General features: G+C 62.9%; 25 protein-coding genes and 1 pseudogene. 13 read left to right on the top strand and 13 right to left on the bottom strand.

Going from position 1 to position 25,167, the window contains the following annotated elements:
- Window positions 1–21 precede the first annotated feature (21 nt).
- Window positions 22–1,395, top strand: a complete 1,374-nt coding sequence (locus XH98_RS00755; protein ID WP_271617483.1) for a hypothetical protein — start codon at window positions 22–24, stop codon at window positions 1,393–1,395.
- Between the two features lie 9 nt (window positions 1,396–1,404).
- Here the strand turns inward: XH98_RS00755 and XH98_RS00750 are convergent, their stop codons facing one another.
- On the bottom strand, window positions 1,405–2,724 hold the full coding sequence (locus XH98_RS00750) for a dicarboxylate/amino acid:cation symporter (protein ID WP_057749730.1): 1,320 nt from the start codon (window positions 2,722–2,724) through the stop codon (window positions 1,405–1,407).
- A gap of 86 nt (window positions 2,725–2,810) precedes the next feature.
- Complete coding sequence (locus XH98_RS00745) at window positions 2,811–3,824, bottom strand: formamidase (protein WP_271617482.1); 1,014 nt, start codon at window positions 3,822–3,824, stop codon at window positions 2,811–2,813.
- 227 nt (window positions 3,825–4,051) lie between these two features.
- Between XH98_RS00745 and XH98_RS00740 the strand changes: the two genes are divergently transcribed.
- The 3 genes from XH98_RS00740 to XH98_RS00730 are packed head-to-tail and all read left to right on the top strand — an operon-like array spanning window position 4,052 to window position 7,995.
- Entirely contained in the window at window positions 4,052–4,714 is a 663-nt protein-coding gene (locus tag XH98_RS00740) for a TetR/AcrR family transcriptional regulator (RefSeq protein WP_271617481.1), read from the top strand.
- A gap of 13 nt (window positions 4,715–4,727) precedes the next feature.
- The gene (locus tag XH98_RS00735) at window positions 4,728–6,593 is read left to right on the top strand and encodes an adenine deaminase (protein WP_271617480.1); all 1,866 of its coding nucleotides are present in this window, start codon (window positions 4,728–4,730) and stop codon (window positions 6,591–6,593) included.
- A 10-nt stretch (window positions 6,594–6,603) separates the two neighbouring features.
- Window positions 6,604–7,995 (top strand): NCS2 family permease, encoded by a 1,392-nt coding sequence (locus XH98_RS00730; RefSeq protein ID WP_271617479.1) that lies wholly within the window; start codon window positions 6,604–6,606, stop codon window positions 7,993–7,995.
- An 8-nt stretch (window positions 7,996–8,003) separates the two neighbouring features.
- Here XH98_RS00730 and XH98_RS00725 read toward each other — a convergent pair whose 3' ends face one another.
- Window positions 8,004–8,225, bottom strand: a complete 222-nt coding sequence (locus XH98_RS00725; RefSeq protein ID WP_057749720.1) for a hypothetical protein — start codon at window positions 8,223–8,225, stop codon at window positions 8,004–8,006.
- A 351-nt stretch (window positions 8,226–8,576) separates the two neighbouring features.
- Between XH98_RS00725 and XH98_RS00720 the strand changes: the two genes are divergently transcribed.
- A complete protein-coding gene (locus tag XH98_RS00720; RefSeq protein ID WP_271601409.1) occupies window positions 8,577–8,759 on the top strand; it encodes a hypothetical protein in 183 nt (60 codons plus the stop codon).
- A gap of 48 nt (window positions 8,760–8,807) precedes the next feature.
- Here XH98_RS00720 and XH98_RS00715 read toward each other — a convergent pair whose 3' ends face one another.
- The 3 genes from XH98_RS00715 to XH98_RS00705 form a co-directional block, all read right to left on the bottom strand.
- Window positions 8,808–10,160 (bottom strand): vWA domain-containing protein, encoded by a 1,353-nt coding sequence (locus tag XH98_RS00715; RefSeq protein ID WP_271617478.1) that lies wholly within the window; start codon window positions 10,158–10,160, stop codon window positions 8,808–8,810.
- Between the two features lie 5 nt (window positions 10,161–10,165).
- Window positions 10,166–11,113, bottom strand: a complete 948-nt coding sequence (locus tag XH98_RS00710) for an AAA family ATPase (protein WP_220001011.1) — start codon at window positions 11,111–11,113, stop codon at window positions 10,166–10,168.
- 145 nt (window positions 11,114–11,258) lie between these two features.
- Entirely contained in the window at window positions 11,259–11,459 is a 201-nt protein-coding gene (locus XH98_RS00705) for a hypothetical protein (RefSeq protein ID WP_271617477.1), read from the bottom strand.
- 228 nt (window positions 11,460–11,687) lie between these two features.
- Between XH98_RS00705 and XH98_RS00700 the strand changes: the two genes are divergently transcribed.
- Window positions 11,688–12,662, top strand: a complete 975-nt coding sequence (locus XH98_RS00700; protein WP_057749707.1) for a quinone oxidoreductase family protein — start codon at window positions 11,688–11,690, stop codon at window positions 12,660–12,662.
- 39 nt (window positions 12,663–12,701) lie between these two features.
- Here the strand turns inward: XH98_RS00700 and XH98_RS00695 are convergent.
- Both XH98_RS00695 and XH98_RS00690 read right to left on the bottom strand, forming a co-directional pair.
- Window positions 12,702–12,974 (bottom strand): annotated as a pseudogene (locus tag XH98_RS00695) (hypothetical protein).
- Window positions 12,975–13,076: 102 nt separating this feature from the next.
- Complete coding sequence (locus tag XH98_RS00690; protein WP_271601405.1) at window positions 13,077–13,685, bottom strand: S24 family peptidase; 609 nt, start codon at window positions 13,683–13,685, stop codon at window positions 13,077–13,079.
- A 162-nt stretch (window positions 13,686–13,847) separates the two neighbouring features.
- Between XH98_RS00690 and XH98_RS00685 the strand changes: the two genes are divergently transcribed.
- Together XH98_RS00685 and XH98_RS00680 are read left to right on the top strand one after the other, a co-directional pair.
- Complete coding sequence (locus tag XH98_RS00685; RefSeq protein WP_271617476.1) at window positions 13,848–14,381, top strand: GcrA family cell cycle regulator; 534 nt, start codon at window positions 13,848–13,850, stop codon at window positions 14,379–14,381.
- Between the two features lie 49 nt (window positions 14,382–14,430).
- Complete coding sequence (locus XH98_RS00680) at window positions 14,431–14,994, top strand: hypothetical protein (protein ID WP_271617475.1); 564 nt, start codon at window positions 14,431–14,433, stop codon at window positions 14,992–14,994.
- Window positions 14,995–15,037: 43 nt separating this feature from the next.
- Here the strand turns inward: XH98_RS00680 and XH98_RS00675 are convergent, their stop codons facing one another.
- Window positions 15,038–15,394 carry a hypothetical protein gene (locus XH98_RS00675; RefSeq protein ID WP_271617474.1) on the bottom strand — a complete coding sequence of 119 codons (357 nt, stop codon included), beginning with the start codon at window positions 15,392–15,394 and terminating at the stop codon, window positions 15,038–15,040.
- A 51-nt stretch (window positions 15,395–15,445) separates the two neighbouring features.
- On the opposite strand from XH98_RS00675, the gene XH98_RS00670 reads away from it, so the two are divergent.
- The 3 genes from XH98_RS00670 (at window position 15,446) to XH98_RS00660 (ending at window position 17,092) form a co-directional block, all read left to right on the top strand.
- Window positions 15,446–16,051 carry a hypothetical protein gene (locus tag XH98_RS00670; protein ID WP_271617473.1) on the top strand — a complete coding sequence of 202 codons (606 nt, stop codon included), beginning with the start codon at window positions 15,446–15,448 and terminating at the stop codon, window positions 16,049–16,051.
- A gap of 367 nt (window positions 16,052–16,418) precedes the next feature.
- The gene (locus XH98_RS00665; RefSeq protein WP_128950591.1) at window positions 16,419–16,604 is read left to right on the top strand and encodes a hypothetical protein; all 186 of its coding nucleotides are present in this window, start codon (window positions 16,419–16,421) and stop codon (window positions 16,602–16,604) included.
- A 146-nt stretch (window positions 16,605–16,750) separates the two neighbouring features.
- Window positions 16,751–17,092, top strand: coding sequence for a phasin (locus tag XH98_RS00660; protein ID WP_194481422.1), 342 nt, complete (start codon window positions 16,751–16,753; stop codon window positions 17,090–17,092).
- Between the two features lie 177 nt (window positions 17,093–17,269).
- On the opposite strand, the gene XH98_RS00655 is transcribed toward XH98_RS00660, so the two are convergent.
- The 3 genes from XH98_RS00655 to XH98_RS00645 all read right to left on the bottom strand — a co-directional run bounded on the left by XH98_RS00655 (window position 17,270) and on the right by XH98_RS00645 (window position 20,649).
- Complete coding sequence (locus XH98_RS00655; protein WP_271617472.1) at window positions 17,270–17,590, bottom strand: c-type cytochrome; 321 nt, start codon at window positions 17,588–17,590, stop codon at window positions 17,270–17,272.
- 289 nt (window positions 17,591–17,879) lie between these two features.
- Window positions 17,880–18,710, bottom strand: coding sequence for an alpha/beta hydrolase (locus XH98_RS00650; protein WP_271617471.1), 831 nt, complete (start codon window positions 18,708–18,710; stop codon window positions 17,880–17,882).
- 142 nt (window positions 18,711–18,852) lie between these two features.
- Complete coding sequence (locus tag XH98_RS00645) at window positions 18,853–20,649, bottom strand: ShlB/FhaC/HecB family hemolysin secretion/activation protein (RefSeq protein ID WP_271617470.1); 1,797 nt, start codon at window positions 20,647–20,649, stop codon at window positions 18,853–18,855.
- A gap of 130 nt (window positions 20,650–20,779) precedes the next feature.
- On the opposite strand from XH98_RS00645, the gene XH98_RS00640 reads away from it, so the two are divergent.
- A complete protein-coding gene (locus XH98_RS00640; protein ID WP_271617469.1) occupies window positions 20,780–22,012 on the top strand; it encodes a FecR family protein in 1,233 nt (410 codons plus the stop codon).
- A gap of 62 nt (window positions 22,013–22,074) precedes the next feature.
- On the top strand, window positions 22,075–24,816 hold the full coding sequence (locus XH98_RS00635) for an EAL domain-containing protein (RefSeq protein ID WP_271617468.1): 2,742 nt from the start codon (window positions 22,075–22,077) through the stop codon (window positions 24,814–24,816).
- Between the two features lie 8 nt (window positions 24,817–24,824).
- On the opposite strand, the gene XH98_RS00630 is transcribed toward XH98_RS00635, so the two are convergent.
- Window positions 24,825–25,085 (bottom strand): hypothetical protein, encoded by a 261-nt coding sequence (locus tag XH98_RS00630; RefSeq protein WP_057749668.1) that lies wholly within the window; start codon window positions 25,083–25,085, stop codon window positions 24,825–24,827.
- Between the last annotated feature and the right edge of the window lie 82 nt (window positions 25,086–25,167).

The following is a 25,167-nucleotide window of genomic DNA, read 5'->3' as shown; positions in this document are numbered from 1 at the left end:
GGCGTCAGCCGACTTAGACAAATGAACAGCGACATCTCCTTCTCAAGCCATCAAGAGAACCGGTTTTACCAGGGCGCGGCTGCGACCTTGGTCGCCAACGCGCTTCAGGCGGTGAATTTTCTTGGCGACCGCTTCATGAGAAAGTCGCAGCATTCGCTGTCGGCGATCGAGGACCTCTATCGCCACTCGATGGACAGCGCTTTTTCGGTGACCGAGGCTTTCCTCGTCACAGGTGCTCCGCACGCCTCCGCCTACTATCCGCGCGACTTTGCCTGGTTCTATCCTGACGTCCTCGACCCCGAGACCATCATGGACGCGCAGGATGCGGTGCGTCGGGCCCGTCTGCTCGAAAAGAGCGTCCGCCTGTTGCTGCAGGCGGTTCGCGCCCATGTCGTCACGACGACAATCGTTCCGGCGGGGCGCGGCCGATATCTCGGCGTGAACTATTTCTCGCGTCCCTCGGATACGTTGCTTGGTATTCTGGCTGGTCTGCAGCAGATGCTCTCGGCCGAGAGGCGGGCGTCGTCCTATCTGGCGATGTCGCAATGCGCGCATGCCGGTCGCCTGCTGCTGGTCGAATATGGCGGCGATCTCAAGCGTGCGACCCTGAAGCTCGCAAGCGAGCTCGAGCCGTTCGATGCCGACGGCGCCAGATATCTGCTCTGCGACGCCAGCGGCCCTCGTTCGGCGGCAACCGACACCCGCGCCGAGCGCCGGCGCTTTGTCACCAATGCCTGCGTCTACACGACGTTCGTGTGGGGCGTGCAACTCGGCATCGTCGATGAAAATGAGCTGAAGCGGCTGCTCGGGCGCGACCTCGCAGAGTACAAGAAAGGGCTGCTCCGCCTGTTCGGCAAGGACGGCTACATCAGGCATTCGCTGGACGGCCCGGCGGGCGCGCCGGCCTCCATGGTCGCGCTGGATTTCGTCAGCGTGCATCGCGGCTTCTGGGACCTGAACGATCCGAGCGAGCGTGCGCTGTTCGCGGCCACGACGAATCTGATCCTCGCCGAGCCTCGCTTCCGCATCCCCAGCACGTTCCACTTCCTGGTGTCGGCGGATAATCCGCGGAACAAGATGATCCACAAGATTGCGGCACCGGCCTATCAGGGTCGCTCGTCGTGGCCGACGTTCAATGTCGAGTTCGCCGATCGCATGCTGGACTTTGACGACTTCTCGGGGAGCAATACCTATCGCGCCTGCGCGCAAGGGATATTGAAAGACATCCGCACCGCGACCGAAGTCCACGGCGGTTATCAGGAGCTGATCTCGGAGCAGGGGCTGAAGTATCGCACCTGGGCCTATAAGGGCGCGGTGGCGCACTCCTGGTTCCCGCGCTTCCTGTCGGTGTGGAGGAGGGCGTACGGAACGCCGCTCTTCCAGTGGAACGACTGAACCGCCGCGCTATCCCGCCGTCACGTCCACCAACTCGCCACCCTCGAGCACCTTGGCCGCCTTGGCGCGGTCGAGGTCGCCTTCCCAGGCGGCGACGACCACGGTCGCCACGCAATTACCGATGAGGTTGCCGACTGCGCGGGCCATGCCGATGAACCAGTCGACCGACAGCACGAGCACGAGGCCGATCGCCGGAATGCTCGGCACCGCGTTCAGCGTCGCGGCCAGGATCACGATCGCCGAGCCCGGGACGCCGTGCGCGCCCTTCGACGTGATCAGGGAGACGCCCAGCACCAGCAGGAGATCGCCAAAGGACAGCGGTGTGTTGGTGGCCTGCGCGATAAAGACGACGGCGAGCGTGAGATAGATCGAGAAGGCGTCGAGGTTGAAGGAGTAGCCGGTCGGGATGACGAGGCCGACCACGGAATCCTTCACGCCCATGCGCTCCAGCTTCTTCATGATCTGCGGCAGCACCGCATCGGAAGAGGCGGTCGCGAGCACGATGGTCAATTCCTCGCGCAGGTAGGACAGGAACTTGAGGATATTGATGCCGGCGAGCGCCATCACGCTGCCGAGCACGCCGAGCACGAAGATGCCGACCGAGATGTAGAACAGCATCACCAGCGAAACCAGCTGCTTCAGCGAGCCGACGCCATATTTGCCGACGGTGTAGGCGACCGCGCCGAGCACACCGAGCGGGGCAACGCGAACGATCAGTCCCATGACGCGGAACAGCACCGTGGAGGCCGCGTCGATCACCGAAGTGACGAGCGCACCCTTCTCTCCGCCGACGAGCGCCAAGCCGACACCGAACAGCACGGCGAAGAACAGCACCTGGAGCACGTCGTTGCGCGACAGCGCGTCGAACGAGGTGGTCGGGATCACGTTCATCAGGAATGCACCGATGCCACCGCCCGCCAGCTTGTGGGCGTTATCGGCGTAGGTGTTGAGCGCCTTGGCATCGAGCGTCGAGGGATCGATGTTCATGCCGTGGCCGGGACCGAAGATGTAGGCGAGCAACAGGCCGACCACGAGCGCGACCGTTGTCATGACCTCGAAATACAGCAGCGCCTTGACGCCGACCCGGCCGACCTTCTTGAGGTCACCGGCGCCGGCAATGCCATGCACAACCACGCAGAATACGATCGGCGCCACGATCATCGAGATCAGCTTCAGGAAGGCGTCGCTGAGGATCTTCAGACCGATGGCAAAGTCCGGAGCGGCCACGCCGAGGATGATGCCCAGGACCAGTGCGGCCAGGACCTGGACGAACAGGGACGTATAGAGCGGCTTGGGCTCAGCCGTGGGTGCCGCGGTAATGGTCGACATGGTGGATTCCCCCGGTTTGACGGAACTTGAGCGTCAAAAGGAGCAACAACCGTGCCAGAACGTCGCGGTTTCGGCCGGAAAACCATTCATTCCGCGGCTTTGGCCGTCCTGCCGAACATCCGCGTCGGCGCCGGGAAGCCACAGGAGGTGCCGTCGGTGACCTTGACCTGATCTTCCCACGGCAGGCGATAGCTGCCTGCAACCATGTCTTGCATAAAGGTGTAGGGGCAGTCCATCGCGCCGCCCTTCACCGCGACATAGCCGCGGTGCCAGAGCTGGTAGATGTTGTTCTCGACGCCCCAATTGATGCGGGCCTCGCGCACGAGATCGGGTCGCACCTCGGCGGTGATGATCTCGTCGGCGCGGCCGGTGGTGCCGTGCGCCAGCACGCTGCCGTCGAAATTGACGATCATGCCTTCGCCCATGGAATCGAACGAGCCGTCCGAGCCGCACATGCAGACGTTTGCCGTGACCATCAGGTTCTGGAACGAATTGGCCTGATTGGTGAAGCGCCAGGCGTCGCGGATCGGCGCGGTATAGCCGGCGGTGCGGATCATGATCTCGGCACCCTTGTAGGCGCATTCCCGCGCCATCTCCGGGAACATGCCGTCATGGCAGATGATCAGCGCGATCTTGGCGCCTTTCGGCCCCTCGATCACGGGAATGCCAATGTCGCCGGGCTCCCACGGTTCGACCGGAATCCAGGGATGAAGCTTGCGGTAATAGAGCTTGATCTCGCCGTGGTCGTCGATGATCAGGCCGGAATTGTAGGGATTGCCGTGCGGGTTGAACTCCATGACGGAGAAGCAGCCCCAGATCCTGTTGTCGATGCAGGCCTGCTTGAACGCCGCGACCTCCGGCCCGTCCAGCCGGCACATGATCTCGGGATTGGTGTCCATCGAGAGGCCGTGCAGCGAGTATTCGGGGAACACCACCAGATCCATGGTGGAGAGGTTGCGGCGGGCCTTGCCGACCATCCAGACGATGCGCTCGGTCTGCCGGGCAAGATCGGCGCGGGTCACGACGTTCGGCAGCTGCAATTGCACGAGCCCAACGACCACGCCATTGGGAGATTTGTTCAGTCCGCCAAGCCCGTTCATGACCAGCTCCCTTGCGTGTCTGGCGCGGCGTCGTTGCCCGCGCTGCTTTCTCGGCGGAGCAAATCCGATTTTCGCGGCGGGCAAAAGTCCATTTTTCAGGCGGCAGGCGGTGGTCGTGCTCGCGGTGGCCGTTGGCCTCCGGGAGCAGGTCGGCGCCCATTGTTGCGGCGCGGCGTGCCTCAAGTCTCGGCTTGACCCTCCAAATCGACGAGTGTCAGACTTATGACATGAGTACAGTCGAACGACATGGCGCAAGCCTTCGCGACGAGTATGCCGAGATGACGCGCCGGCGCATCGTTGCGGCGTTTGTCGAGACTTTGGAGGATGAAGAGGCCGACGACATTTCCATGGCCGCGGTGGCCAAGCGTGCCAAAGTGGCCGAGCGAACCATCTATCGGCACTTCAAGACCCGCGCGGAGCTGTTTGCCGCGGCCGGCGAATGGATCGAGGACAATGTCTTCAGCTACATTCCCTTCACCTCGCCGGACGAACTGCCCGAGATCTTCCGCAAGCTGTGCAAGCGGTTCGACCGTCATCCGCATCTGGCGCGCGCCATCGCCATGACGAGGGCAGGCCGCCGGGTGCGCGCCGGCTTCCGGCGGCACCTGATCGACCAGCATCGCAAGGCGATGGCGCCGCTGGTGCGGCATCTCCCCGCGAAGGAGGTCCGCCAGGCCGAGGCGCTCGCGTCCTACCTCAACAACGTGCTGGCCTGGAATGCGATGCGCGAGGATTTCGGCATGACGAGCGCCGAGATCGCCGACGCGATCGAATGGGCGCTCACGACCCTTTTGAAGGACGTCCGTCAGCGCGATGCCGCCGCCGCGCGCGGTGGCAGGTCCGGCAAATCGCCGCGCAAGCGGACCGCAGCTGCGAAAGTGCCGGCATAAAGTGAGGCAGGCCATGAATGCGTTACCCGACGATCTCATGATCAACGCGCCCGACGAGGTTCGCATTCGTCAGGATCTGGTGCTGACGGCGCTCGGTCGCCGTCCCGCCGATCGCGCCTTGCGGGTTGGCAAGTTACTAGACGTGCACAGCCGCACCTGGTGCGAGGACCAGGAGATCGTCTTCAAGGCCCGGCGCATCGCCTGGGTCGGGCCGGCCGGAAGCTATCCCGGCGAGGTTCGCGAGCGTGTGCATCGGCCGGATCTCGCGGCCGTGCCCGGCTTTGGCGAGGTGCACAAGCACATTGAAAGCTCGCATCTGACGCCGGAATGGGAAGCGGCGCTGGCGCTGCCCCATGGCAATACCTGGACCTGCGAGGCGAGCCACGAATTCTCCAACGTCAACGGCGCGCGCAATCTCGAATTCTGGTTCGAGGCACGTCGCCGCGGCTCGCCGCTCAAGATCTTTCCGCAGCCCGGTTCGGCGGTGCCACCGACCGCATATGAATGGGGCGGCGGCTGGTACGGCCGCGATGAGCAGGCACGCTTCATGGCCGAAAGCCTGATGGTCACAGGGCTCGACGAAGTCATGGACTGGCCGGCTGTGTGGAATCCGGACAACCCGTCCTACAAGCGGCTCTGGGGCATGATCGAGGCGACGTTTGCGGCGCGCGGCGTCGTCGAAGGTCACGCGTCCGGCCTGCGGGATCTGCCCTCCATCAACGCCTTTGCCGCGGCCGGGCTTGCATCTGATCACGAGGTGCAGACTCCGGAGGAGACCTGGGACAAGCTCACGCGGGGCCTGTTTGTCGAGCTGCGCGTCTATGCCATGGACGAGATCGTCAAATGGCTGCTTGCGAAGGGTTTGCAGGATTGGTCGCAGGTCGCCTTCACCACTGACGACCGCAGTGCCAGTCACACGCTCGAACTCGGCGCCAGCGATCACAATGCGCGGGTCGCGATCGAGGCCGGCCTTGCGCCTGAGGTCGCAATTCAGTGCCTCACCATCAACCCGGCGCGGCACATGCGCCTTACGCCGTTCGTCGGCAGTCTGGCGCCGGGGCGCTTCGGCGACGTCGTGCTGCTGTCGGATGTCGCCAAGCTGACGATCGCCGAAGTGTGGGCCGACGGCGCGCAGGTGTCCGAAGGAAATTGCTATCTCGGCGAGGTGCCTAGGATCGAATGGCCGGAGTGGGCGACCAAGACGGTCAACATCAAGCGCACGATCAAGCCCGAGGATTTTGAGCTGCGGGCCGAGCCTGGCCGGAGCACGATGAAGGCGGCGGTGATCCGCCCCTTCCATTGGCATCCGGAGTTCTACACGCTCGACCTGCCGGTGCGAGGCGGGGCCGTGCAGCGCGACGAGAGCGAAGCCATTACCAAATTCGCCATCATCGACCGCTTTTCCGGCGACGGTCGTGTCGCCAAGATGTTTTGGCGCGGCTGCGGACCGCGCACGCCGGAAACGGCGCTCGCCTGCTCGGTGGCGCACGACAAGCACAATATCTGGGTGGTCGGCTCGTCCGACGCGGCGATGGCAAAGGCGGTGAACGCGCTGGTCGAGCTTCAGGGCGGATGGGCGCTGGTGCGCGAGGGGAAGCTCGTCGCCACCGTACGCTTCGAGGTCGGCGGGCTGATGAGCTGCCGCTCGGCGCAGGCGCTCGATGCCGAGATGCAGGCGCTTTATGCGGAAGGCCGCAAGGTCGACTGGATGTACGAGCCGACATTCCGGCCGCGCTGGTATCCGGGATTTCCTGAAAGGCTCATGTTTGCAACGCTGACTTGTGCGCCATGGAGCTGGGTCCTGGTGGCGCCGTGCGAGCAGGCGCCGCTCGGTTTCATCAATGTGCAGACGGGCGAAGCGCACCCGGTGGTCTGGTAGGAGGACTGGGATGGACGAGATGACGAAGCCGCAAGCTGCTTCTGCAGAGCCGGCGCCAGGGGGAGCTGCCGGGCTGCTCGATCGGGCCTTCCGCCTCACCGAGCGTGGCACGAGTGTCGGGCGCGAGACGATGGCCGGAGCGACCACCTTCGCGGCCATGGCTTATATCATCGCCGTGAATCCCGCGATCATGTCCAACGCCGGTATGGATCGCGCCGATCTCGTCAGCGCCACGGCGCTGGCCGCGATCTTCGGTTCGGTGATGATGGGACTGTGGGCCAACCTGCCGCTCGCGGTCGCGCCCGCGATGGGATCGAATGTCATCTTCACCTATGTCATCGTCAAGCAGATGGGCATGCCCTGGCAGGGCGCGCTCGCCATGGTCGCTTTCACCGGCGTGCTGTTCCTGATCCTCAGCCTGTCGAAGCTGCGCGAGAAGGTCGCAAAGGACGTGCCGGAAGCGCTGAAGATCGGCATCCAGGCGGCGGTCGGCACTCTCATCGTGTTTATTGCGCTGCGAGGCGCCGGATTCGTCGTCCAGAATCCGTCGACCTACATCGCCATGGGATCGCTGCGCAGCCCGCCCGTGCTGCTGACGCTGTTCGGCCTCCTGCTCACGCCAGTGCTGGTGGTCCGCCGGGTCCCGGCGGCGCTGATCCTGTCGATCGTGTTGCTCACCGTGATTGGCTTCTTCGTTCCGGGCGCCAATGGCAAGATGGTGACGTCGATGCCATCAGCGATCATGTCATGGCCGCGCTGGCCGACCAGCACCTTCATGGCGCTCGATGTCGGCTATCTCTTCAGCCATTTCGTCGTGGCACTGCCGCTGCTGTTTTATTTCCTGTGTGCCGAATTCTTTTCGACGCTGGGCACGCTGATCGGCGTGACGGGCGCTGCCAATCTGCGCAAGCCGGACGGCTCGATCCCGAATGCTACCGCGGCCTTTGCGACCGATGCGACGGCGTCCATCGTCGGCCCGCTGCTCGGCACGTCGGTGGTGACGGCGTATATCGAATCGATCACCGGCGTGCAGGCCGGCGGCCGCACCGGCCTGACGTCGCTGACCGTGGCCGGGTTCTTCTTCCTGGCGCTGTTCTTCTGGCCGATCTTTGTCATCATCCCATCGCAAGCAACCGCACCTGCGCTGGTGCTGGTTGGGGTGCTGATGATGCAGGGCCTTGCCCGCATCGACATGACCGATCTCGGCAACGCGATACCGATCGTTCTGACGTTGCTCGTCACCGTGCTGACCAACAACCTCATCAACGGAATGGCCTTGGGGACACTGAGCTACATCGCACTGGAAGTAACGGTCGGCCGGCGGTCACAGATTCCGGCCATGGTGTGGGGACTGGGCGTTGTGTTCATCGCCTACGCGATCGTGACAGCCCAGATTTTTTGATATGCGCGTTACGCCGCCAGATCCAGCAACCGGCATGATCCGCGCACCAGCACCTTGCGTCCGGCTGGCGTCATCGCAGGCACTCCGTCATTGACGTCGACGAGGCCAAGCTTGGCGAGACCTTCGAGCAGATAAGCCTTCGCGAGGCGACCGCTCGGCTCCGGGTTGCGGAGCGCTCTCAGCGCCTCCCACTGGTCCGGTGAAAGATCAAAGTCGACGTCGTTGCTCATGTTGCCTCAAGCGATAGTCACGTTCGCGCGCCCCTGTTAGCGGCGCGGCATGAAGATGATGCGACGACAATGAGTCCGGAATTCGGTGAGCTGTTTAGAACTCTTCTTCACGAATTGCCGCAGTCTGTTGCGCCATAATAGTTAAGATCGGCCAGATGCGACGATCGTCCCGATCGCCGATCACTAATTGATGATCTTGATTTGATGCTGCGTTGCGACGGGCGCAGTGCACGGGAAGCCTTGCTGTCTCATTCTGCGTCGCGATAGGCCCAGAAAGGGTGAGACGCTGGGTTCGTGACTCTGTTAGGCTGATTCGCTGGGAATGGCTTCACGCAGAGGGAGTGTGAGTGCATGAACAGGCTGGTCGAAATTCGCGGTCAGGAATCCCTGTGCCGGGAGCGCGCGGCGCTCGATTTTGAGCGTCGGGTTTTCTGGCTGGCGCAAGCCCAGGAATGGGAACGGCGTGCGCTCGACGAAATTGCCTCTCACTTTCGCGAGTGTAATGTCGCTCACGCAGAGCTTGCACGAAACTGACGTTCGCCGCGAGCCCAAGCCTTACTGACAAGACTTAACTGACGAGACTTACTGATAAGTGGCAACGATATCGGAGACTGCGCGCTCGAGCTGCTGCGCGGTGGCGCATTGCCGCACCACGCTGCAAAAGGTCGCATAACGCGGCATCTCGGAATCGCCAAAGCCCCAGGCGAGTCTTCCTTCGGGGTTGAGCCAGACCAACCGCTTCGAGCGTTCGGAGATGCGGCGCAGGATGTCCGCGCGCGGATCGAGATTGTTGCTGCGGGCATCGCCGAGCACGATCACGGTGGTCTGGGGCGTCAGCGCGCTCATGAAGTCTTTTTCGAAATCGACCAGCGACGAACCGTAGTCGGACGAGCCGAATCCGACCTTGGACATGATCTCGGCCATCGCCTCTTCCGGCGACTTCTTCTCCAGGATCTCGCTGACCTCGATCAGATGCGACGAGAATGCAAAGGAGCGGACGTCGTCCACAACTTCGTGCAGTGAGTGGATCAGGAGCAGGAAGAAATCGGAGACCTGTGCGACGGAGCCGGAGACGTCACACAGTGCTACGATCTTCGGCCGGTCGCGGTGCTTGCGCTTCCATGCGGTGAGGAACGGCACGCCACCCCAGGCGGCGTTGCGGCGGAGCGTGCGGCGCACGTCGAGATGACCGCGACGCTGACGCTTGCGCGGCTTCGAATAGCGCTCGCGCAGGCGACGCGCGATCTGGCGGATGAGGGCACGCATCTCCGCCACCTGGCGCCGCTCGATGCGGGCAAGAGGCGCATTGCGCAGGATTTCGTTGCGGAGGTTTTCAGCCTCTTCGCGGGCATAGAGCGCAAGACCCTGCGAGACGGTGTCGCGCACCGCCTCGCGCAAGGCCTCGAGCGCGGCGCGCAGGCGCTCGGCCACTGCGGGATTGGTCCCGGTCAACTCGTCAAGATCGTCGCGCAGGCGCTGAAGGCCCATGGCGTCGAGGATGCGGCTTGAGAAGATGCCGCGCTGGGTGGAATAGCGGATGTCGGAGAGCGAGGCCGCACCGGAGGCGCTGGCGATCGCAGCTGATATCGCGTTGCGATCCTGCGAGAGCAGCATCTCGGCGAGCGGGCCCAATCCTTGCGGCTGACCACCGCCCGCTTCGCTGTTCGAGCCGGGCGACGCCTCGTCATTGTCGTTGGCCTCGGGTTGATCCTGCCGCGGCTCGGGCTGGCTGAAGAACAGATCAAAGCAGTCGCCGAGTGCGAGCTTCTCGTCCTGAGATTTGGCCAGCGTCAGCAGCAGGGCGTCGCGCAGGATGGTGCGGTCGGTGATGCCGACCTGCGCGACCGCACGCATTGCATCGATGCTTTCGGCGGGCGAAACATGGACGCCGGCGCCCCGCGCCGCCCGAAAGAAACGATGGAGGTTCTCGCGCATCGGCGTCAACCGAAGACGTTGGACCGGGCTGCCTTGGCGATGAAGGTCGTCACTTGCGGCGATGCCGCCTCGATATCGGCCTCATATTTCAGCAGGACGTTGAGCGTGTCCTTGACGATCTCGGTGTCGAGCTCGGAAGCCTGGAGCAGCACCAGGACCCGGGCCCAGTCGATGGTCTCGCTGACCGAAGGCAGTTTCTTCAGATCGAGCGAGCGGATCTCGTGGATGAAGCCGACCATTTGCCGGCGCAGCGTCTGCGAGATGCCTGGCACACGGCTCTCGACGATGCGCTCTTCCAGCCGCTGCTCGGGGAAGCCGATATGCAGATGCAGGCAGCGCCGCTTCAGGGCATCGCCGAGATCGCGCTCGCTGTTGGAGGTGAGGATCACGGTCGGCGGTGTGATCGCCGAGACGGTGCCGAGCTCGGGGATCGTGACCTGGAAGTCGGAGAGGATCTCCAGCAGCAGCGATTCGAATTCGGCGTCCGATTTGTCGATCTCGTCGATCAGCAGCACGCAGCCGCCCGGCTGTTCCAGCGCCTGGAGCAGGGGGCGCGGCTCGACGAATTCCTTGGAGAAGAACACGTCGCCGAAATCATGAAGCTGATCGAGCGCGGCATGCAGCGTTTGCGCGCCGCCGAGGACCTCGCCGAGCTTGTCCTTGAGGATCTGGGTGTAGAGCAGCTGCTTGGCGTATTTCCACTCGTAGAGCGCCTTGGCCTCGTCGAGGCCTTCGTAGCATTGCAGGCGGATCATCTTCTTGCCGCGCCAGGCGGCGATTGCCTTGGCGAGCTCAGTCTTGCCGACGCCCGCGGGGCCTTCGACCAGGATCGGCTTCTCGATCTGCTGCGACAGGTAGACGGCGGTCGCGATCTGCCGGCTCGCGATATAGCCTTGCGCGGCGAGGCCGCTCTCCACTGCCTCGATCGAGGTCGAAGCGTTCTGATCAGCCACGAAATGGCGCTCCCAAATGTCTTGCTTGAAGCTTGTTCTGCCTGCGTTCCCGGCAAAGAACAAGCCTCGTTTGGGACGGCCTGACCCGCGCTGAGCGGCACTTTTTCCGTTCAGCGCAAATACTTAGGGGCAGCTGATCGTGCGATCAGTGCCGCAGCAGCTCCGGCTTGCGGATGGTCTGCCTGACCTCGGCGCCGCAATCGGCGCATTCATAGACGAAGTCGATCTTGGCAAGGCTCCAGTGCGGCTCGACCTCGCGCACATACATCGGCAGGAACCCTATGCATGTCGGGCAAATCACAGGCGCGATTTCGATGTCCTGATGATGCTGTACATAAGCTGGCATCTCGGCTCTCCTTCGCAGGCGACCACCAAACCCCGCGCAGAAGCTACTGCCGGTGGCTCCCAGACCCTCATCAACTTTCTCGAACAGAGGCGGAACGGCGAGGGTTTGTCGTTCACTGTGACATTCTTGTTACGTCTTCTATACTGTAACGGGCGGACCAAATGGCTATTTCTCCGGCCGATCCGCTTTTTGTCGGACCATCAACGCAACGATAAGGGAGCAACGCCCATGACTCACGCCATTCGTTTTCACAAGACCGGTGGTCCGGAAGTCCTGGTTTGGGAGAAGGTCAGTGTCGGCAAGCCTGGCCCGGGAGAGGCGCGCATCCGCCACACTGCCGTGGGCCTCAACTTCGTCGACATCTATAACCGCTCGGGTGTGTATCCGGTGCAATTGCCGAGCGGGCTCGGCAGCGAGGCAGCTGGCGTCGTGGAGGAGGTCGGCCCCGGCGTTACTGATCTGAAACCGGGCGATCGCGTGGCCTACGGCGCCTCGCCGCTCGGCGCCTATTCCGAGGAGCGGCTGATCCCGGCCGACCGGCTGTTGAAGCTGCCAGACGGCGTCGACGACAAGACCGCGGCGGCGATGATGCTGAAGGGGCTGACCACGCAATATCTGATCCGGCAGACCTACCGGGTGAAGGCCGGCGATACCATTCTGCTGCATGCCGCCGCCGGCGGCGTTGGTCTGATCCTGAGCCAATGGGCGAAGCATCTCGGCGCAACCGTGATCGGCACCGTCAGCAGCGACGAGAAGGCGAAACTCGCCAAGGCGCATGGCTGCGACCACGTCATCATCTATACGCGCGAGGATTTCGTGAAGCGCGTCGACGAGATCACCGGCGGCAAGAAGGTGCCGGTGGTCTACGATTCCGTCGGCAAGGACACGTTCCTGAAGTCGCTGGACTGCCTCGCGCCGCTTGGCGTCGCCGCGCTGTTCGGTGCGTCCTCAGGCGCGGTCGAACCGCTCAATCTTGGTCTGCTGGCGCAGAAGGGCTCGCTCTACGTTACCCGGCCGACATTGTTCACCTACGCTGCCAAGCGCGAGAACCTGGTCGCCATGGCGAACGAGCTGTTCGACGTCGTCAAGTCTGGGGCGGTCAAGATTGAGGTGCACCAGACCTATGCGCTGAAGGATGCCGCCAAGGCGCATGCCGACCTTGCCGCGCGCAAGACCACGGGATCGACCGTTCTGACGGTGTGAGCTTGGGTTGAGCCGTGACGCAGGTTGTTTCAGCCTGCATCACGCTTTTTCGTGCTTGCGCAGGTCGCAAGCGTGGTCATGGCGGCTGGCCTGGAGGTCAACGTCTTCAGGCGGGATTTCGGGGGGCGGCCTCGGCCAAAATGGCTTCGGTCACGTTGTCGACGGAATTGTCCGCGACTTCGTGATGAACAAAATGTTCTGATATTCGCCGGGGCTGACGCGGGAGATGACCTCGCGCCTGGTGATTTCAGGATCGACCACCGCCTCGCGACCGCGGCGCCCGTAATCGGTCATCACGACGAAATACTGCATCAAACGATCCTGCCGCGCCTAGATGATCGGGGCGCGGCAGAGAGAATTTCTGAAAATAACAAGGAAGTGAAGATTTACTTCCGAGAATCGGAAAATCTTCGCTTACCGACCCTTCTTGCGCGAGCGGGCCGATTTGGCGCGCAACCGCTCGAGCTGGCCTTTCGGCATCGAGAGGCAGATCTCTCCGACCCAATCCAGCTTGACGCCGACGATCGGCTTGGCGTTGAAGCTGGTGAGGTTGACGACGGACGGTGATTTGCCCCGCTCGATGGTCTTCAGATAGCGCTCGCCGGTCTTGAGTCGGACCACGGCCTCTTCGCCGTAAAAGCTCGATAACGGGTGACGCTGGTCCTTGTAGACAACGATCACGTCGCCGCTTTGATATTTGGGCAGCATCGAATCGCCGACGATCTCGAACGCGACGGTCTCCTCCATGATCGGGAAGGGCAGCGCGATGTCGCCGAGCCCTTCCGGCGGAACCTGCTCGACGTCGGGCTCGATCACGGCGCCGGCCCCGACGCGACCCATGATCGGCGCGAGGTTCAGCTCAAGATATTCCATGATCGGAATGATTTCCGAGGCCTTCACCAGGCGTTCACCACCGAGGATTTCCGACACGGCACCCGGGCGTACGCCCATCGCCGCGGCCAGCCCGCCCTTGCTCTTGCCCGTCTTTTCCAGGCCCCGCTCGATCATCGCAACGTCCAACATGGTGATTCCCTCGATTGCCATGGCTCAGCCCCTTGTAATCCGAAATTCGGAATTAATGCAATTATGAATATCAGAAAATACGGCTTGACTCCACCTTCGGAATAACGGAAGGTGTGTTTCGCCTCAGGATCGTGGGATCGGGGCGCATCACAGGACAGCAGCATGGAACCGGGCCGTTGGTCGTCGGAGCATTCCGACGCGCTTTGCGACTATTTCTTCAAGGGACTGTCATATGGGGAGATCGGAAGACGGATTAACGCAAGGTTTGGAACGGCTTACACCCGCAACGCCGTGATCGGTCGCGCCAAGCGGCTCGGGCTTGGGCTCGCCACGCCTGAACGAATGATAAGTCCGTCGATCGTGCCGTCCCTGCCGGGCGAGCCCGCTCCGCGCACACCGCCTCGTGCCGTGCCACCCGGCCTGAACCTGCCGCCGCCATCGGCCCTGAAACCTGCCCAACCCGTCAAACTGCGTTGCGTCGGCATCCAGCCGCGCCTGATCACGCTGCACGAGCTCGAACGAGGCGATTGCCGCTACCCCTATGGCGGCGACAAGGACGGGGAGGAGATCAGCTTCTGCGGTCACCCACGTCAACCCGGCTCGAGCTATTGCGCGCCGCATGCGCGTCTGACGCGCGGTCCCGGCGCGGCCCGTACGGCTGCTGCCGTCGTGCTGAGGCTCGTCTCCGCCGCCTGACCCGCGCGCGACCGTCCCATTTTCACGTCAATTGGCAAGGAATTTCCCAGTGGCTCGTGCCAAACGCAACAAGTCTTACAGATTGACCGAACTTCACGACCGGCGCTCGCGTGACCTGCCGTTCAATGCCGAGGTCATGGAGGCAGAGGTCGACAACCCGCTCGCGCTTGATTCCGACGAGAAGATCGTGGCGATGCGGTCGATTCGCAATGATCCGCTCGGCCGACTGCACTCGCATCACCAGATCGACGAGGCGCAATATCGAGGTGGTCGCGCTTACCAGAACGACTGGGAGAGGGCAGAGCGGGGCCCGCAGGCCATGGATCCGACCCGCGAATATGTCGACGGCACGCGCTCTCGCGAGCCCCTGACCGAGCGTCAGCGCCAGGCCGTGCTACGGCTGAACCGGGTCGAACGCGAGCTTGGTACCGACGGCGCCGCGCTGGTGCATGATGTGCTCGTGCTCGGCCTGACCATGGATCAGATCGGGCAGCGGCGCGCTGTCCGCACCCAGCGCTGGAACGACTATTTCGCCCGGCGTTTTCGCGAATGCCTCGACCGGCTGGCCCTGGTCTACGGTTTTGCGACGGATGCCTCAGCGCGGCGCCGCTGAAGGATGGGTCGGCGGCTTTGCCGCCGGCCGTCCCGATCTCGCGTCACGGATGCGGCATGATCTGGTAGGGCGTGGTGTAGGGCTCGACGCGGAGCGAAGCGTTGGCCAAAAGCCCGATTTTGGCCGTGGGGGCCTGCTGCATTTCACCGTTCTGCCCGCGATGCACGTTGTACTGCCAGACGGTGAGGTCGCCCTTCTGCGCCAGAGCGTGCGCAACTGCGCTTGCGTCACTGCCGCCAAGCGCCTGGAGCTCGTCAGGCGACAGCCCGATGATGATCTCGTCCTTGACGGTGACGATCTTGAACAGGTTCATTTTGGTCTCCTGCGTCCACGCGCCCTGAGTCGAGAGAGTAAGAAGCGCAACCGCGGCGCCCTTGATGAGATCGCAGCGAGAAAGCATGCCGTCGTCCTTTGGTGCTGAGTGCGCCCGAATCAAAATCGTTCATCAGCCATGGCGCCCGTGATCCGCGTGGCCGTTTCGCAACCGCTTGGTCGCACGTTCTTGAACGACGGTTCACGGAGCGAGAAATATCGGATCGTGATGAACCCTGATGCGGGGCGAGGAGTCCAAGACGTGAAGGGGACTTGCCGCATGAAACCCACCCATATTGCCTGTTTGTTCGCATCGCTTGGCATGGCTGGCTCCGCCGTGGCCGCCGATCCGTTTTTTGTCGGAAACTGGGCCGTCACGACGGCCGTGCTTGCGCCTTGGGCCGATCCGCATCGCAAGCCTGACGATGCCGAGCGCGCGCGGCTGATGGGCAAGACAGTGGCTCTCAAGACCGGGGAAATCTCCGGTCCGCGTCCATTTTCCTGCGCCAAGCCGCACTACAAGGTGACGGATTATGGTCCAGACATGCTCTTCCAGGGCGCATTCGAAGAGATGTACAGCGCGGACAAGACGGTCGATCCCAAGGCGCTTGCCGTTTCGCTCGGCTTCATGGGGGCCCATATCAGGACACTGGAGACGGGCTGCGAGATCGACCTTCATTTCGTCGACGATACAACCGCCGAAATCGGGCTCAACGATTACGTGTATACGCTGAAGAAGCGCTAGTCCGGGTTTTGCCAGTTTCCGAGCATGTCAGAAACGATGCGAAACGTTGGTCGAATTGACAGCGGTCGGAGCCTTGTGGTGATGATGCTGCTTCTTGACGCAGGTGGGTGACTGCGGTGAGTATTCCTGTTATCCGGAATTGCCGTGGCACGCTGTCGACGAAGCATCGCTAAGTCTCACGGTTTGGCTTGCCCGACGGGTTGTTCCTTGACATAATTGCAACCTTGTTGAGATCTGCTCAGCGCGCCAGCCTGCCGGGTGCTCCGACCTAGAGTTCGTCGTCGCCGTGGCGTTCGGTGACGACATCAGGTCCTCGATCGGGCTTACGACGCCCGAACCGAAGGACCGATCCTATGATAGGTGCGAGATGAAGAACCTCAACTTCGCGGCTGAACTGCATCTCAAGCTCGGTGCACCCGCGACCGGCACGGTCGAGAGCCTCCGCCTGCTGCGCGCCTTTCTCAAGCTTGCCCCCCGCCAGCGCTTTGAGGTCATCAAGCTCGTCGAGGATCTTGTCACCGACGAAACGCTCCCCGACCATCCCTTGTCCTAAGCTTTGGCCGGGCGCCGGCAATACGCTCTGTCCGTCCTCCCGGCCGGCGATGGACCCCCAGGTGACGGCCCTGCTGAAGCATGGCCGCTGGAAGGCGGTGCGGCAAATGTGATAATCAAACAGGAAAAAGAGGGAGGAGTACGACCATGATCGAACCGAAGCTCGAAGTTCCGGCTGAACTGCGCGACCTGGCGGAGAAGACGATCGACCAGGCGGAGAAGGCATTCGGCATGTTTTTCGATGCCGCCACCAAATCGATGTCGTCGGTTCCTGGCGCGAGCGCGGACGTGTCCAAGCAGGCGCTCGCCTTCACCGAGCAGAACATGAAGGCGGCATTCGAGCATGCTCGCAAGCTGGTTCACGCGACCGACCTTCAGGAGGCGATGCGGATCCAGTCCGAGTTCCTGCGCAGCCAGTTCACCAACGCCGGCGATCACATGCGCCAGATGACCGGCAACTTCATGCAGCCGGGCAAGGGTAAATCCTGATCTGGATTGTCTGCTCACAAATTGATCTTGCGCGGCGGGTTGATGCGCATTTCAATTCCCATGCAGGTCCATGATGGGCCACCGGATGAAGCTCATCCGCCGTCCATCGTCCTTTCTGCTGATCCCTGTCGGCTCCTCCGGCAGGGATTTGCATTTTGAGGGTTTGGAACGAGCCAGCTACTGGCGCAGCGATCCGATGTAGGCCGCGATGTCGGCGGCTTCGGTCCGGCTCAAGGGAAAGTTCGGCATCTTCGGATGGGGGTCAAGCAGGAAGAACGCGAGCCTCTCCGGGCTGAAATCAGGCTTGCGCGCAACCGATGCGAAGGAGGGGACGTCGACGCTGGCCTGAGCCTGGCTGTTCGTCACGAGGTGGCAGCTTGCGCACCAGCGCCGGGCAAGATCGGCGCCGTGATTGGGGTCGGCCGCCAGAACAGGCGATATACCCAAACTCGCGGCTGTCGCTAGCAGGAGCCAAATTCGTCTTGCTGCTGCGCGCATCTCATCACCTGCCTACATTCGCTTGCGGACCGTCTACTCAGCCGCAGCATGATCCCGGAAATTGTGAGAGGTCGATACGTGCGATGATCGAGCGGAACAGCCTGCGGGCCAAGCGATAGAAATGGCGCATGGGTGCAGGCGCCCTCGCCGGAGGGAGGCCAAGGCTCTCCATGTCGAGCCTGGTCGCATCAAGCCTTTCGGTATGGTGTAACACGTGCCTCTCCGATGCTGTATGGCCATTTATCCCGGCCGGCATGGAGTTGCGTTGATCTGCCGCAAAGCGTCCCGACTAATAGTCGCCGGGGTTCATGATCATCGGGGCCGTGGTATCGGCAGGCGCGAGCGCGCTGCTGGCACTGTCCCGCAGGAAGCGGTCAAGTGTCGCCTGGATCTTCTCCTTGACCGAGTCGGGCCCACGATCGCTCATCTCGGTGTGTTGCGCACCGGTATGGATAATGTCGATGCCCCGCGCCTTTGCCTCTTCCGGCGTCGGCAGCACGCCGGGGTCGGTCAGGAAATGCGGATCCTTGGAGCGGAACGACAGAATCTTCATGCGGTCGTTGAGGACGAACGGCACCCTGAGATTGTCGAGCGTAATCACCTTCGACACCAGTTCGGGATGCTGCTGCGCGACATACATGGAGACGTCGCCGCCGTTGGAATGACCGACGAGCGTGATGTGGTCGTAGTCGGCATTCTCCTGCCGCCCCTTCAATGTGTTCAGCACGAAGAGGATGTTGGCCTCGCAGCGGATATAGACCTCGCGCCGGCCGACATATTTCTGGCCGACATGGGTCATCAGGGGCGGATCGCTCGGCAGATCCTGCTGGATGCTGGCGACCAGATAGCCACGCGCCGCAAGGACGTTGGCAAGGAAGGAATATTCGGTGGCCTTGACCGTGTTGCCGTTGCTGATGATGGCGAGCGGAAGCTTCCAAAGACCGAGATTGGCCTTGGTCTCGTAGTCGCGCCGCACCGCGATCTCGACCGAGATCGGCCGCTGACGCGCGGCGTCAAACAAGGACAGCATCTCATGCCGGATCGCGAATTTGCTGACGATAACGTACTGGCCCGCCGCGAGGACACAGAGAAAAGCCAGAATTGCAAACACCCTTTTCATGAGTTCCGTCTCAATCACTTTTGACTGAACATGGCTATTGAAAACGGCCGGATCGAGCGATCGTGACCAGATTGCGGGATTAAATTTAGGCAAGTCTGTGAGGACGACCGCAAAAGGGCCGCATCAAGAAAGGGCCACGCGGCTAAAGGCAGCCATTTCTGCCGCGTTCGGGGCAGAGCCGGAACGCACTCGACAGCGTGAACAGGAAGCGCGGGCTGCGGCGTTCATTGTCCGGCGCGCGGTAGCTCAAAGGCACCGCCACGCCGAAATCCGCCTGGAGATCCTGCGCCAGGAAGAACCGTACGCCTGCACCGGCCGATGTCAGCGACAGGCCGTCGCTCAGCCGGTAGCCGTCGTTCCAGACGGCGCCGGCGTCGCCAAAAGCGTAGAGCTGGTAGCCGCTCCAGTAGCGAAAATTGAGCTTCTGGTCGAAACGCACCTCGAGCGAGCCGGCAAGACCGTTATCGCCGCTGATCTCGGCCGCGCCATAGCCGCGGCCGAAGGCTGCACCGCCGAGATAGAATTGCTGCGAAGTGAACAGGGGGCGTGACGCGGTCTGGCTCGCTGCAGACAGCTTGAGCGACCATGCGTCGTTGAGCGTCTGGTAGCGCGTAAACCAGAAGTTCAGCACCGAGAAGTTCGAGGTGGCACCATCGCGCGACAACAGATCGTCGTCGACATGCGATGCGCCGAAGACATCGAGGCCCTGGCGAAACGTCATCGTCGCGTAGTTTGTGCCGCCGAAGCCATCTTGCAGCCGGTAGTCGGCAGTGAGGCTCGCGGCTCTGATGTGGTCGTTGTACCAGGGACCGTACAGATCGTGCTCCGACACATTGCTGAAGGTCGTCGCCGCAGTCAGGGTCAGCGTGGACGATTGGGATTGGAGCGGGATAATGCTGGCATGCAACTCGAACGCCTCGGTCGTGGTGATGTCGCTGGCGAGGCGCCGCGCATCCCCAGGCCTGACTGCGCTGTACAGCACCGATCCACCGAGCCGAACGCCGTCGACGCCGACCGGGGCGTCATAGGACAGCCGAGAGAAGCCGAGTTCGCGCGGGTCGTTGGCAATGGTCGACAGGTTGACGGCGAGCGTGTCACCGGGCGTGAGGTAGGAATTGAACGCGCCCGTCGCGTAGGTCTGCCACGGACCGACCGACGACGAGCCAAAATTGTCCAGGCCGAACGAGGTGAAGACATGCCAGGTCTTCAGATAGACGGTGAGGCGGAAGCGGCCGGTCGTGCCGCCGATCTCCTCCAGCGAGGTGTCAGCGATGCGCACGCCCGGCCGGCCGTTGACGAGGTAGAGCTGGCGTTCGAGCGTTGCCAGGCGCGACGGTTGTTCGGCTAGAATCGGCCCGAGCATTGGCCTCACGCCGAACTGCTCGGCACCGTCGCCTTTCAGCTCGGCCTCGACGATCGAGCCTTCGATGACTTGGATCCGGACACGGCCGCCGGCAATGTCCTGCGCCGGCACGATCGCCCGGCTCAGATGGAAGCCTTGGACCCGGTAGAGATCGCTGATCGCGCCAGCGATCGTGGCGAGGTCAGCTTGCGAGATCTGCTTGCCGAGATAGGTCTGGTAGACTGCGGCGATGCGATCATGGGGGATGGCCCGGGCGCCGGTCACGTCGATGTCGCGCAGCACGAACTGCGGCTTGGTATCCCCGCCGGTATTGGGCCCGCCGACCGAGGGCAGCTTCACCGGCGGACGGCCGAGGGATTCCTGCTTGGTTTGGTTTTCAAAGTATTTCTCCGGCTGAAGAGGGTTAAATCCCGGCTGGTTCGCCTGCTGCGCGAGTGATTGGGGGATTCCCGCAGCTGTCGACCATAGGAGGACCAAGGCGGCAGCCAGGTACCGTCCTGCGGCGCTATGCGTCGATCGTCCTGCGTAGTTTGACGGAGACGTCGCCTGGTTCCGGTAAGGATTCAGTAGCTGCATGATTTTTCTTAGTTTTTTATGGTCAATGATCCGTTAATGCGGCCGCCGGACTCCCGGATTACCGCTAAGCTAATCTTGAGTGATCTCGGATACGCAGAAGGCTCGGCAGTAACTCCGGCTGAGGGTCATTATGCTTGTCCGAATTGGAATGCGGTGCGCCGTGATGGTAGCGCTGGTCCTGGGAGCCGCATCCGTCGCATCCGCCGCGGATGACGGCGTCTGGTCGGTCAGCAAGTCATCGGGCGAGGTCTGGCTCGCGACCAGTGGCGCGCAGCAGGTCTCGCTGAACCAGGAAGAGACACTGAAGCCGGGGGATACCATCCGCACCGGCCGGAACGGGCGCGTCCTGCTCGTTCGCGGTGAGGAGACGATCCTGATCTCTCCCAACTCGGTGGTCGGCGTGCCGGCCGAGAAGAAGGAGGGTCTTTCGACCACTATCATCCAGCAGGCGGGCTCGATCCTGCTCGAGGTCGAGAAGCGCAACGTCAAGCATTTCGAGGTCGAGACGCCTTACCTCGCCGCCGTGGTCAAGGGAACGCATTTCAGCGTCACGGTGGGCGCAGGCAGCACCAAGGTCGGCGTGCTCCGCGGGCAGGTTGAAGTGTCGGATTTCAAGACCGGCCAGATCGCCCAGGTGATGCAAGGCCAGGTGGCCACCGCCTTCGCGCATGGCAAGTCCGGGCTCAGCCTGAATGGCTCCGGCACACTCAATCCGATCGAGCAAGGCAAGCCGCGTGCTCCGACGATCGAGCGGGTCCCCGTGCCGAAGTCGGGTCTGTCAGCGCCCCGCGATGCTGCCAATGGCCATGCCATCCATGCGCTTGGCAAGATCGAGAAAGGGATCAAGGTCGTGGGCGTGCCGATGCATTCGCGTCAGGCAAGCGGAACTCACGCGCCCAAGCCTGGCGTCGTGCGGATCTCGAGCTCGCTCGGCGAGGTCAAGCTGAACTTCCACAAGGTCACGCACGGGCTCGCCCATAGTGCCGTCGCACCGGGACGGGTGCGCAATGCGAACGCCAGCACGGACACGGTGTGGAGCGATGGCAAGTCGAGCACGACGACCACGACCTCCAACAGCTCGAGCGTCACGGCGGTCACTGTCAGCGGCAGTGGATCCGCGGCCGGCGGCTCGTCTACGTCGTCAAGCGCGACAACCAATGTTGCGACCAGTGCCGGGTCGACCAGCGATGTGCCCGGCAACAGTGGAACGCCCAAGAATAAATCCGACAAAGGGGATGACAACAGTGCTGCCAACAACAGTGCTGCCACCGGCAACGGCAAGGGCAACAACGGTAACGGCAACGGAAACGGTGGCGGTAACGGCAGCAATGGCAACGGCAACGGGAATGGTCACCATCACTAAGGCGATTTCCTAGGGGCGATGGGGGCGCGCCCGCCGCGAGAGCGGGGGCGCGGGAGGATCGGGTGAAACGCTATCGGCCGCATATTCTTGTCGTGATCGCGCTGGCGGTCGTGCTGTCCACGGGATGGCACGGCGCGCTGCGCAACGCGCTTACCGATTTGCGCTTCGGCTGGCAGTCGCGTTCCGCCACCGGTAGCGTCGTCGTGGTGGCCATCGATGCCCCCTCGATCGATCAGATCGGCGTATGGCCCTGGCCGCGCAGGCTGCACGCCGACCTCCTGCACAGGCTCGAGGCTGCCGGCGCGCAGGACATAGCTTTCGACATCGATTTCAGTACGCCCTCGGATCCAGCCTCCGACGATTCTTTCCTCACCGCGCTTCGGAAGGTCGGCGGCTCGACGATCCTGCCGTCCTTCAAGCAGCCCACGCCAAATGGCGCGGTTCACATCAATCGTCCCCTCAAGCCGTTCAGCAGACAGTCATGGCCGGCCGTCGTCAATGTCGCGGTTGAATCTGATGGACTGGTTCGCCGCTACCCGGTCGGAGAGAAACTCGGCGATGCGCAGATGCCGTCGATGGCGGTCGTCTTGGCCGGGCAGAACGTCGACCGGCGTCCGCCTTTCCTGATCGACTTCAGCATTCGGGCAGGATCTATTCCTGTTGTTTCTTATGTCGACGTGCTGCGGGGTGACGCCGCGGCGCTCGATAAGCTCAGGGACAAGAAGGTCATCGTCGGTGCTACCGCACTCGAACTGGGGGACCGGTTCAGCGTTCCCAACGGCCGCATCATCGCGGGACCTGTGCTCCAGGCATTGGCGACAGAATCGGTCCTTCAGAACCGTATGCTGCGCTGGACGTCCGATGTCGGCATGATTGTCGGCCTTGCCGTGATCTGTCTACTGATGATGTATTCCTGGCGCCGTGTTGCGCCCGGCGCCCGCGTCGCCATCCTGGTTGCAGCCGGCGCCAGTATCGAACTGACTGCGGTCCTGGTGCAGCAGCGTTGGCCGCTCATCATCGACACCTCGCTCTTCCACATCGCGATCATCGCCTATCTGGCAGCCATCGCGCTGGACGAGATCGACTTCCGCAGCCTCTTGGGACGTATCGCCGAAAGTCGGTTCCACCGTATCGCGATGTCGCTCGGCGATGGTCTGGTCTGCACCGATGAACATCATCGGATCACGGTCTGGAATCCCGGTGCAAGCGCGATCTTTGGCTATATGCCGACCGAAATCATCGGTCACCCGTTCGAAACGCTTTGCGTGATTCCGGCGGAAGCCGGTGCGAAGGCCTTCGCGATCCGAGACGCGGCGCGACAGGCATTGCTGGTCCCCGGCGGCGCCGTGGTCGTCGAGTTCGAAGGACGACGCAAGAACGGCGAAACCTTTCCGGTCGAGGCGAGCTTTTCGGGCTGGCAGGGAACGGACGGCTTCCAGTATGGCGCGATCTTGCGCGACATCTCGGTGCGCAAGCGCGAGGCCGAACGTGTCAGATATCTCGCCGAATACGATGCGCTGACCGGACTTGCCAACCGCAACACGCTGCACGCCGGCCTCGTCGGTCTAATCGCTGCTGCGGAGCGGCGGTCCTCCGAGGTCGCATTGCTCGTGCTCGGACTCGATGGCTTCCAGCAGATCAACGACATGCTCGGACACGCAGCCGGCGACCTCGTGCTGCGGGCGGTGGCCGAGCGCCTGCGGACCGAAGTCGACGGCAAGGCGCTCGTCGCAAGGCTCAGCGGTGACGAGTTCGCGATTGCGCTGGATTGCGCCACCGTTGGCGAGCCTGTAGCCGCGTTCGCCGAGCGGATTGTGCGCGCGTTCGATGCGCCGCTCGCAACGGGTACGCGCCAGCACCGCGTCAGGATCAGCATGGGTGTTGCGGTCTATCCCGACGGGGGACAGAACGCGGACGATCTCCTTAGCAACGCCCATCTTGCGCTCACCAAGGCGAAGCTGACGCGGCGCGGAGGTCATGTGATCTTCGAAAGCGCGATCAGGCAGGAGCTGGAAAGCCGGCTGACGCTGGAGAGCGAACTGGCGCTTGCGGCGGATCGCAGCGAGTTCGAGCTGTTCTATCAGCCCCAGGTCCGCCTGATCGACGGCAGCCTGGTCGGAGCCGAAGCGTTGATCCGCTGGCGTCACCCGATGCGCGGCTACGTCTCGCCGGGCGAGTTCATGCCGGTGGTCAACACCTCGGCGCTGTCCGAGCGGATCGCGGGCTGGGTGATGGAGACCGCCGCCCGGCAGGCGCGCGCGTGGGAATTGTCGGGAAATGCGGTCCGCGTCGCAATCAATCTCTCGCCATCGCAGCTCCACTCCGGCGATCTCGCGCATTCCGTTGCGGAGCTGCTGAGAACGACGGGACTTACTCCCTCGCTGCTCGAGATCGAAGTTACCGAGGACATCCTGCTGCACGACGAGGTCCGGGTGCTCGACATGTTCAAGCGCATCCAGCAACTCGGCGTACGCATTCTGTTCGACGATTTCGGAACGGGCTATGCAAGCCTGAGCTACCTGAAGAAATTTCCCCTGGACGGGCTCAAGATTGACCGCTCTTTTGTGATCGATCTGCTCGCCGATTCCGACGATGCCGCCATTGTCGGCTCGACCATCGGCCTCAGCAAGCAGCTCGGCTTGACGGTTGTTGCCGAAGGAATCGAGAACCGCGCTACGGCCGACTTCCTGGTCGGTATGGGATGCGAAGAAGGGCAAGGCTATTTCTTCGGTCGCCCGATGCCTGCCGACGCGTTCGAAAAGACCTTCTTGGCGGCCGAGCTCGAAGCCGTCAGCGCCGCCTGAACCGATCGTCAGCGCCGGCGCGCGATTGCGACGCCAAAGAGGAATGCGACGAACAGGCTGGCCAGGGGGGCCTCGCGCGTGATCGCCGCCACCGTCGAAAGCGGCCGGCCCGGCTTTCGCGCTTCGTCGATCGCGTAAGTGAGGCGATCGACGGCGGCATGCAAGCCTCCTGCGACCTCGCCGATGGTGTGCGACACGTCGGTCGCTGCATCGATGGCGCGCTCGGCCATGCCGGGCTGAGGATTGGGCTGCGGTATGTCCGTGCTCAAGCTCGCGACCTCCAGAACCTGACGGAAGAACTGAGACCGGTACCTTTGGCTATCCGCGCGTGCGCTCGTTTTGAACAGCGGG

The sequence above is a fragment of the Bradyrhizobium sp. CCBAU 51745 genome, from assembly GCF_028128715.1.
Classification (GTDB): Bacteria; Pseudomonadota; Alphaproteobacteria; order Rhizobiales; family Xanthobacteraceae; genus Bradyrhizobium; species Bradyrhizobium manausense.
This window is presented reverse-complemented; position numbering and strand designations above follow the sequence as displayed.

What these genes read in the sequence shown, in the direction of transcription:
- XH98_RS00755 (WP_271617483.1), top strand. Translation starts at nt 22, where the DNA reads ATGAACAGCGACATCTCCTTCTCAAGCCATCAAGAGAACCGGTTTTAC.
- XH98_RS00750 (WP_057749730.1), bottom strand. Translation starts at nt 2,724, where the DNA reads ATGTCGACCATTACCGCGGCACCCACGGCTGAGCCCAAGCCGCTCTAT.
- XH98_RS00745 (WP_271617482.1), bottom strand. Translation starts at nt 3,824, where the DNA reads ATGAACGGGCTTGGCGGACTGAACAAATCTCCCAATGGCGTGGTCGTT.
- XH98_RS00740 (WP_271617481.1), top strand. Translation starts at nt 4,052, where the DNA reads ATGAGTACAGTCGAACGACATGGCGCAAGCCTTCGCGACGAGTATGCC.
- XH98_RS00735 (WP_271617480.1), top strand. Translation starts at nt 4,728, where the DNA reads ATGAATGCGTTACCCGACGATCTCATGATCAACGCGCCCGACGAGGTT.
- XH98_RS00730 (WP_271617479.1), top strand. Translation starts at nt 6,604, where the DNA reads ATGGACGAGATGACGAAGCCGCAAGCTGCTTCTGCAGAGCCGGCGCCA.
- XH98_RS00725 (WP_057749720.1), bottom strand. Translation starts at nt 8,225, where the DNA reads ATGAGCAACGACGTCGACTTTGATCTTTCACCGGACCAGTGGGAGGCG.
- XH98_RS00720 (WP_271601409.1), top strand. Translation starts at nt 8,577, where the DNA reads ATGAACAGGCTGGTCGAAATTCGCGGTCAGGAATCCCTGTGCCGGGAG.
- XH98_RS00715 (WP_271617478.1), bottom strand. Translation starts at nt 10,160, where the DNA reads ATGCGCGAGAACCTCCATCGTTTCTTTCGGGCGGCGCGGGGCGCCGGC.
- XH98_RS00705 (WP_271617477.1), bottom strand. Translation starts at nt 11,459, where the DNA reads ATGCCAGCTTATGTACAGCATCATCAGGACATCGAAATCGCGCCTGTG.
- XH98_RS00700 (WP_057749707.1), top strand. Translation starts at nt 11,688, where the DNA reads ATGACTCACGCCATTCGTTTTCACAAGACCGGTGGTCCGGAAGTCCTG.
- XH98_RS00690 (WP_271601405.1), bottom strand. Translation starts at nt 13,685, where the DNA reads ATGTTGGACGTTGCGATGATCGAGCGGGGCCTGGAAAAGACGGGCAAG.
- XH98_RS00685 (WP_271617476.1), top strand. Translation starts at nt 13,848, where the DNA reads ATGGAACCGGGCCGTTGGTCGTCGGAGCATTCCGACGCGCTTTGCGAC.
- XH98_RS00675 (WP_271617474.1), bottom strand. Translation starts at nt 15,394, where the DNA reads ATGCTTTCTCGCTGCGATCTCATCAAGGGCGCCGCGGTTGCGCTTCTT.
- XH98_RS00670 (WP_271617473.1), top strand. Translation starts at nt 15,446, where the DNA reads ATGGCGCCCGTGATCCGCGTGGCCGTTTCGCAACCGCTTGGTCGCACG.
- XH98_RS00665 (WP_128950591.1), top strand. Translation starts at nt 16,419, where the DNA reads ATGAAGAACCTCAACTTCGCGGCTGAACTGCATCTCAAGCTCGGTGCA.
- XH98_RS00660 (WP_194481422.1), top strand. Translation starts at nt 16,751, where the DNA reads ATGATCGAACCGAAGCTCGAAGTTCCGGCTGAACTGCGCGACCTGGCG.
- XH98_RS00655 (WP_271617472.1), bottom strand. Translation starts at nt 17,590, where the DNA reads ATGCGCGCAGCAGCAAGACGAATTTGGCTCCTGCTAGCGACAGCCGCG.
- XH98_RS00650 (WP_271617471.1), bottom strand. Translation starts at nt 18,710, where the DNA reads ATGAAAAGGGTGTTTGCAATTCTGGCTTTTCTCTGTGTCCTCGCGGCG.
- XH98_RS00645 (WP_271617470.1), bottom strand. Translation starts at nt 20,649, where the DNA reads ATGCAGCTACTGAATCCTTACCGGAACCAGGCGACGTCTCCGTCAAAC.
- XH98_RS00640 (WP_271617469.1), top strand. Translation starts at nt 20,780, where the DNA reads ATGCTTGTCCGAATTGGAATGCGGTGCGCCGTGATGGTAGCGCTGGTC.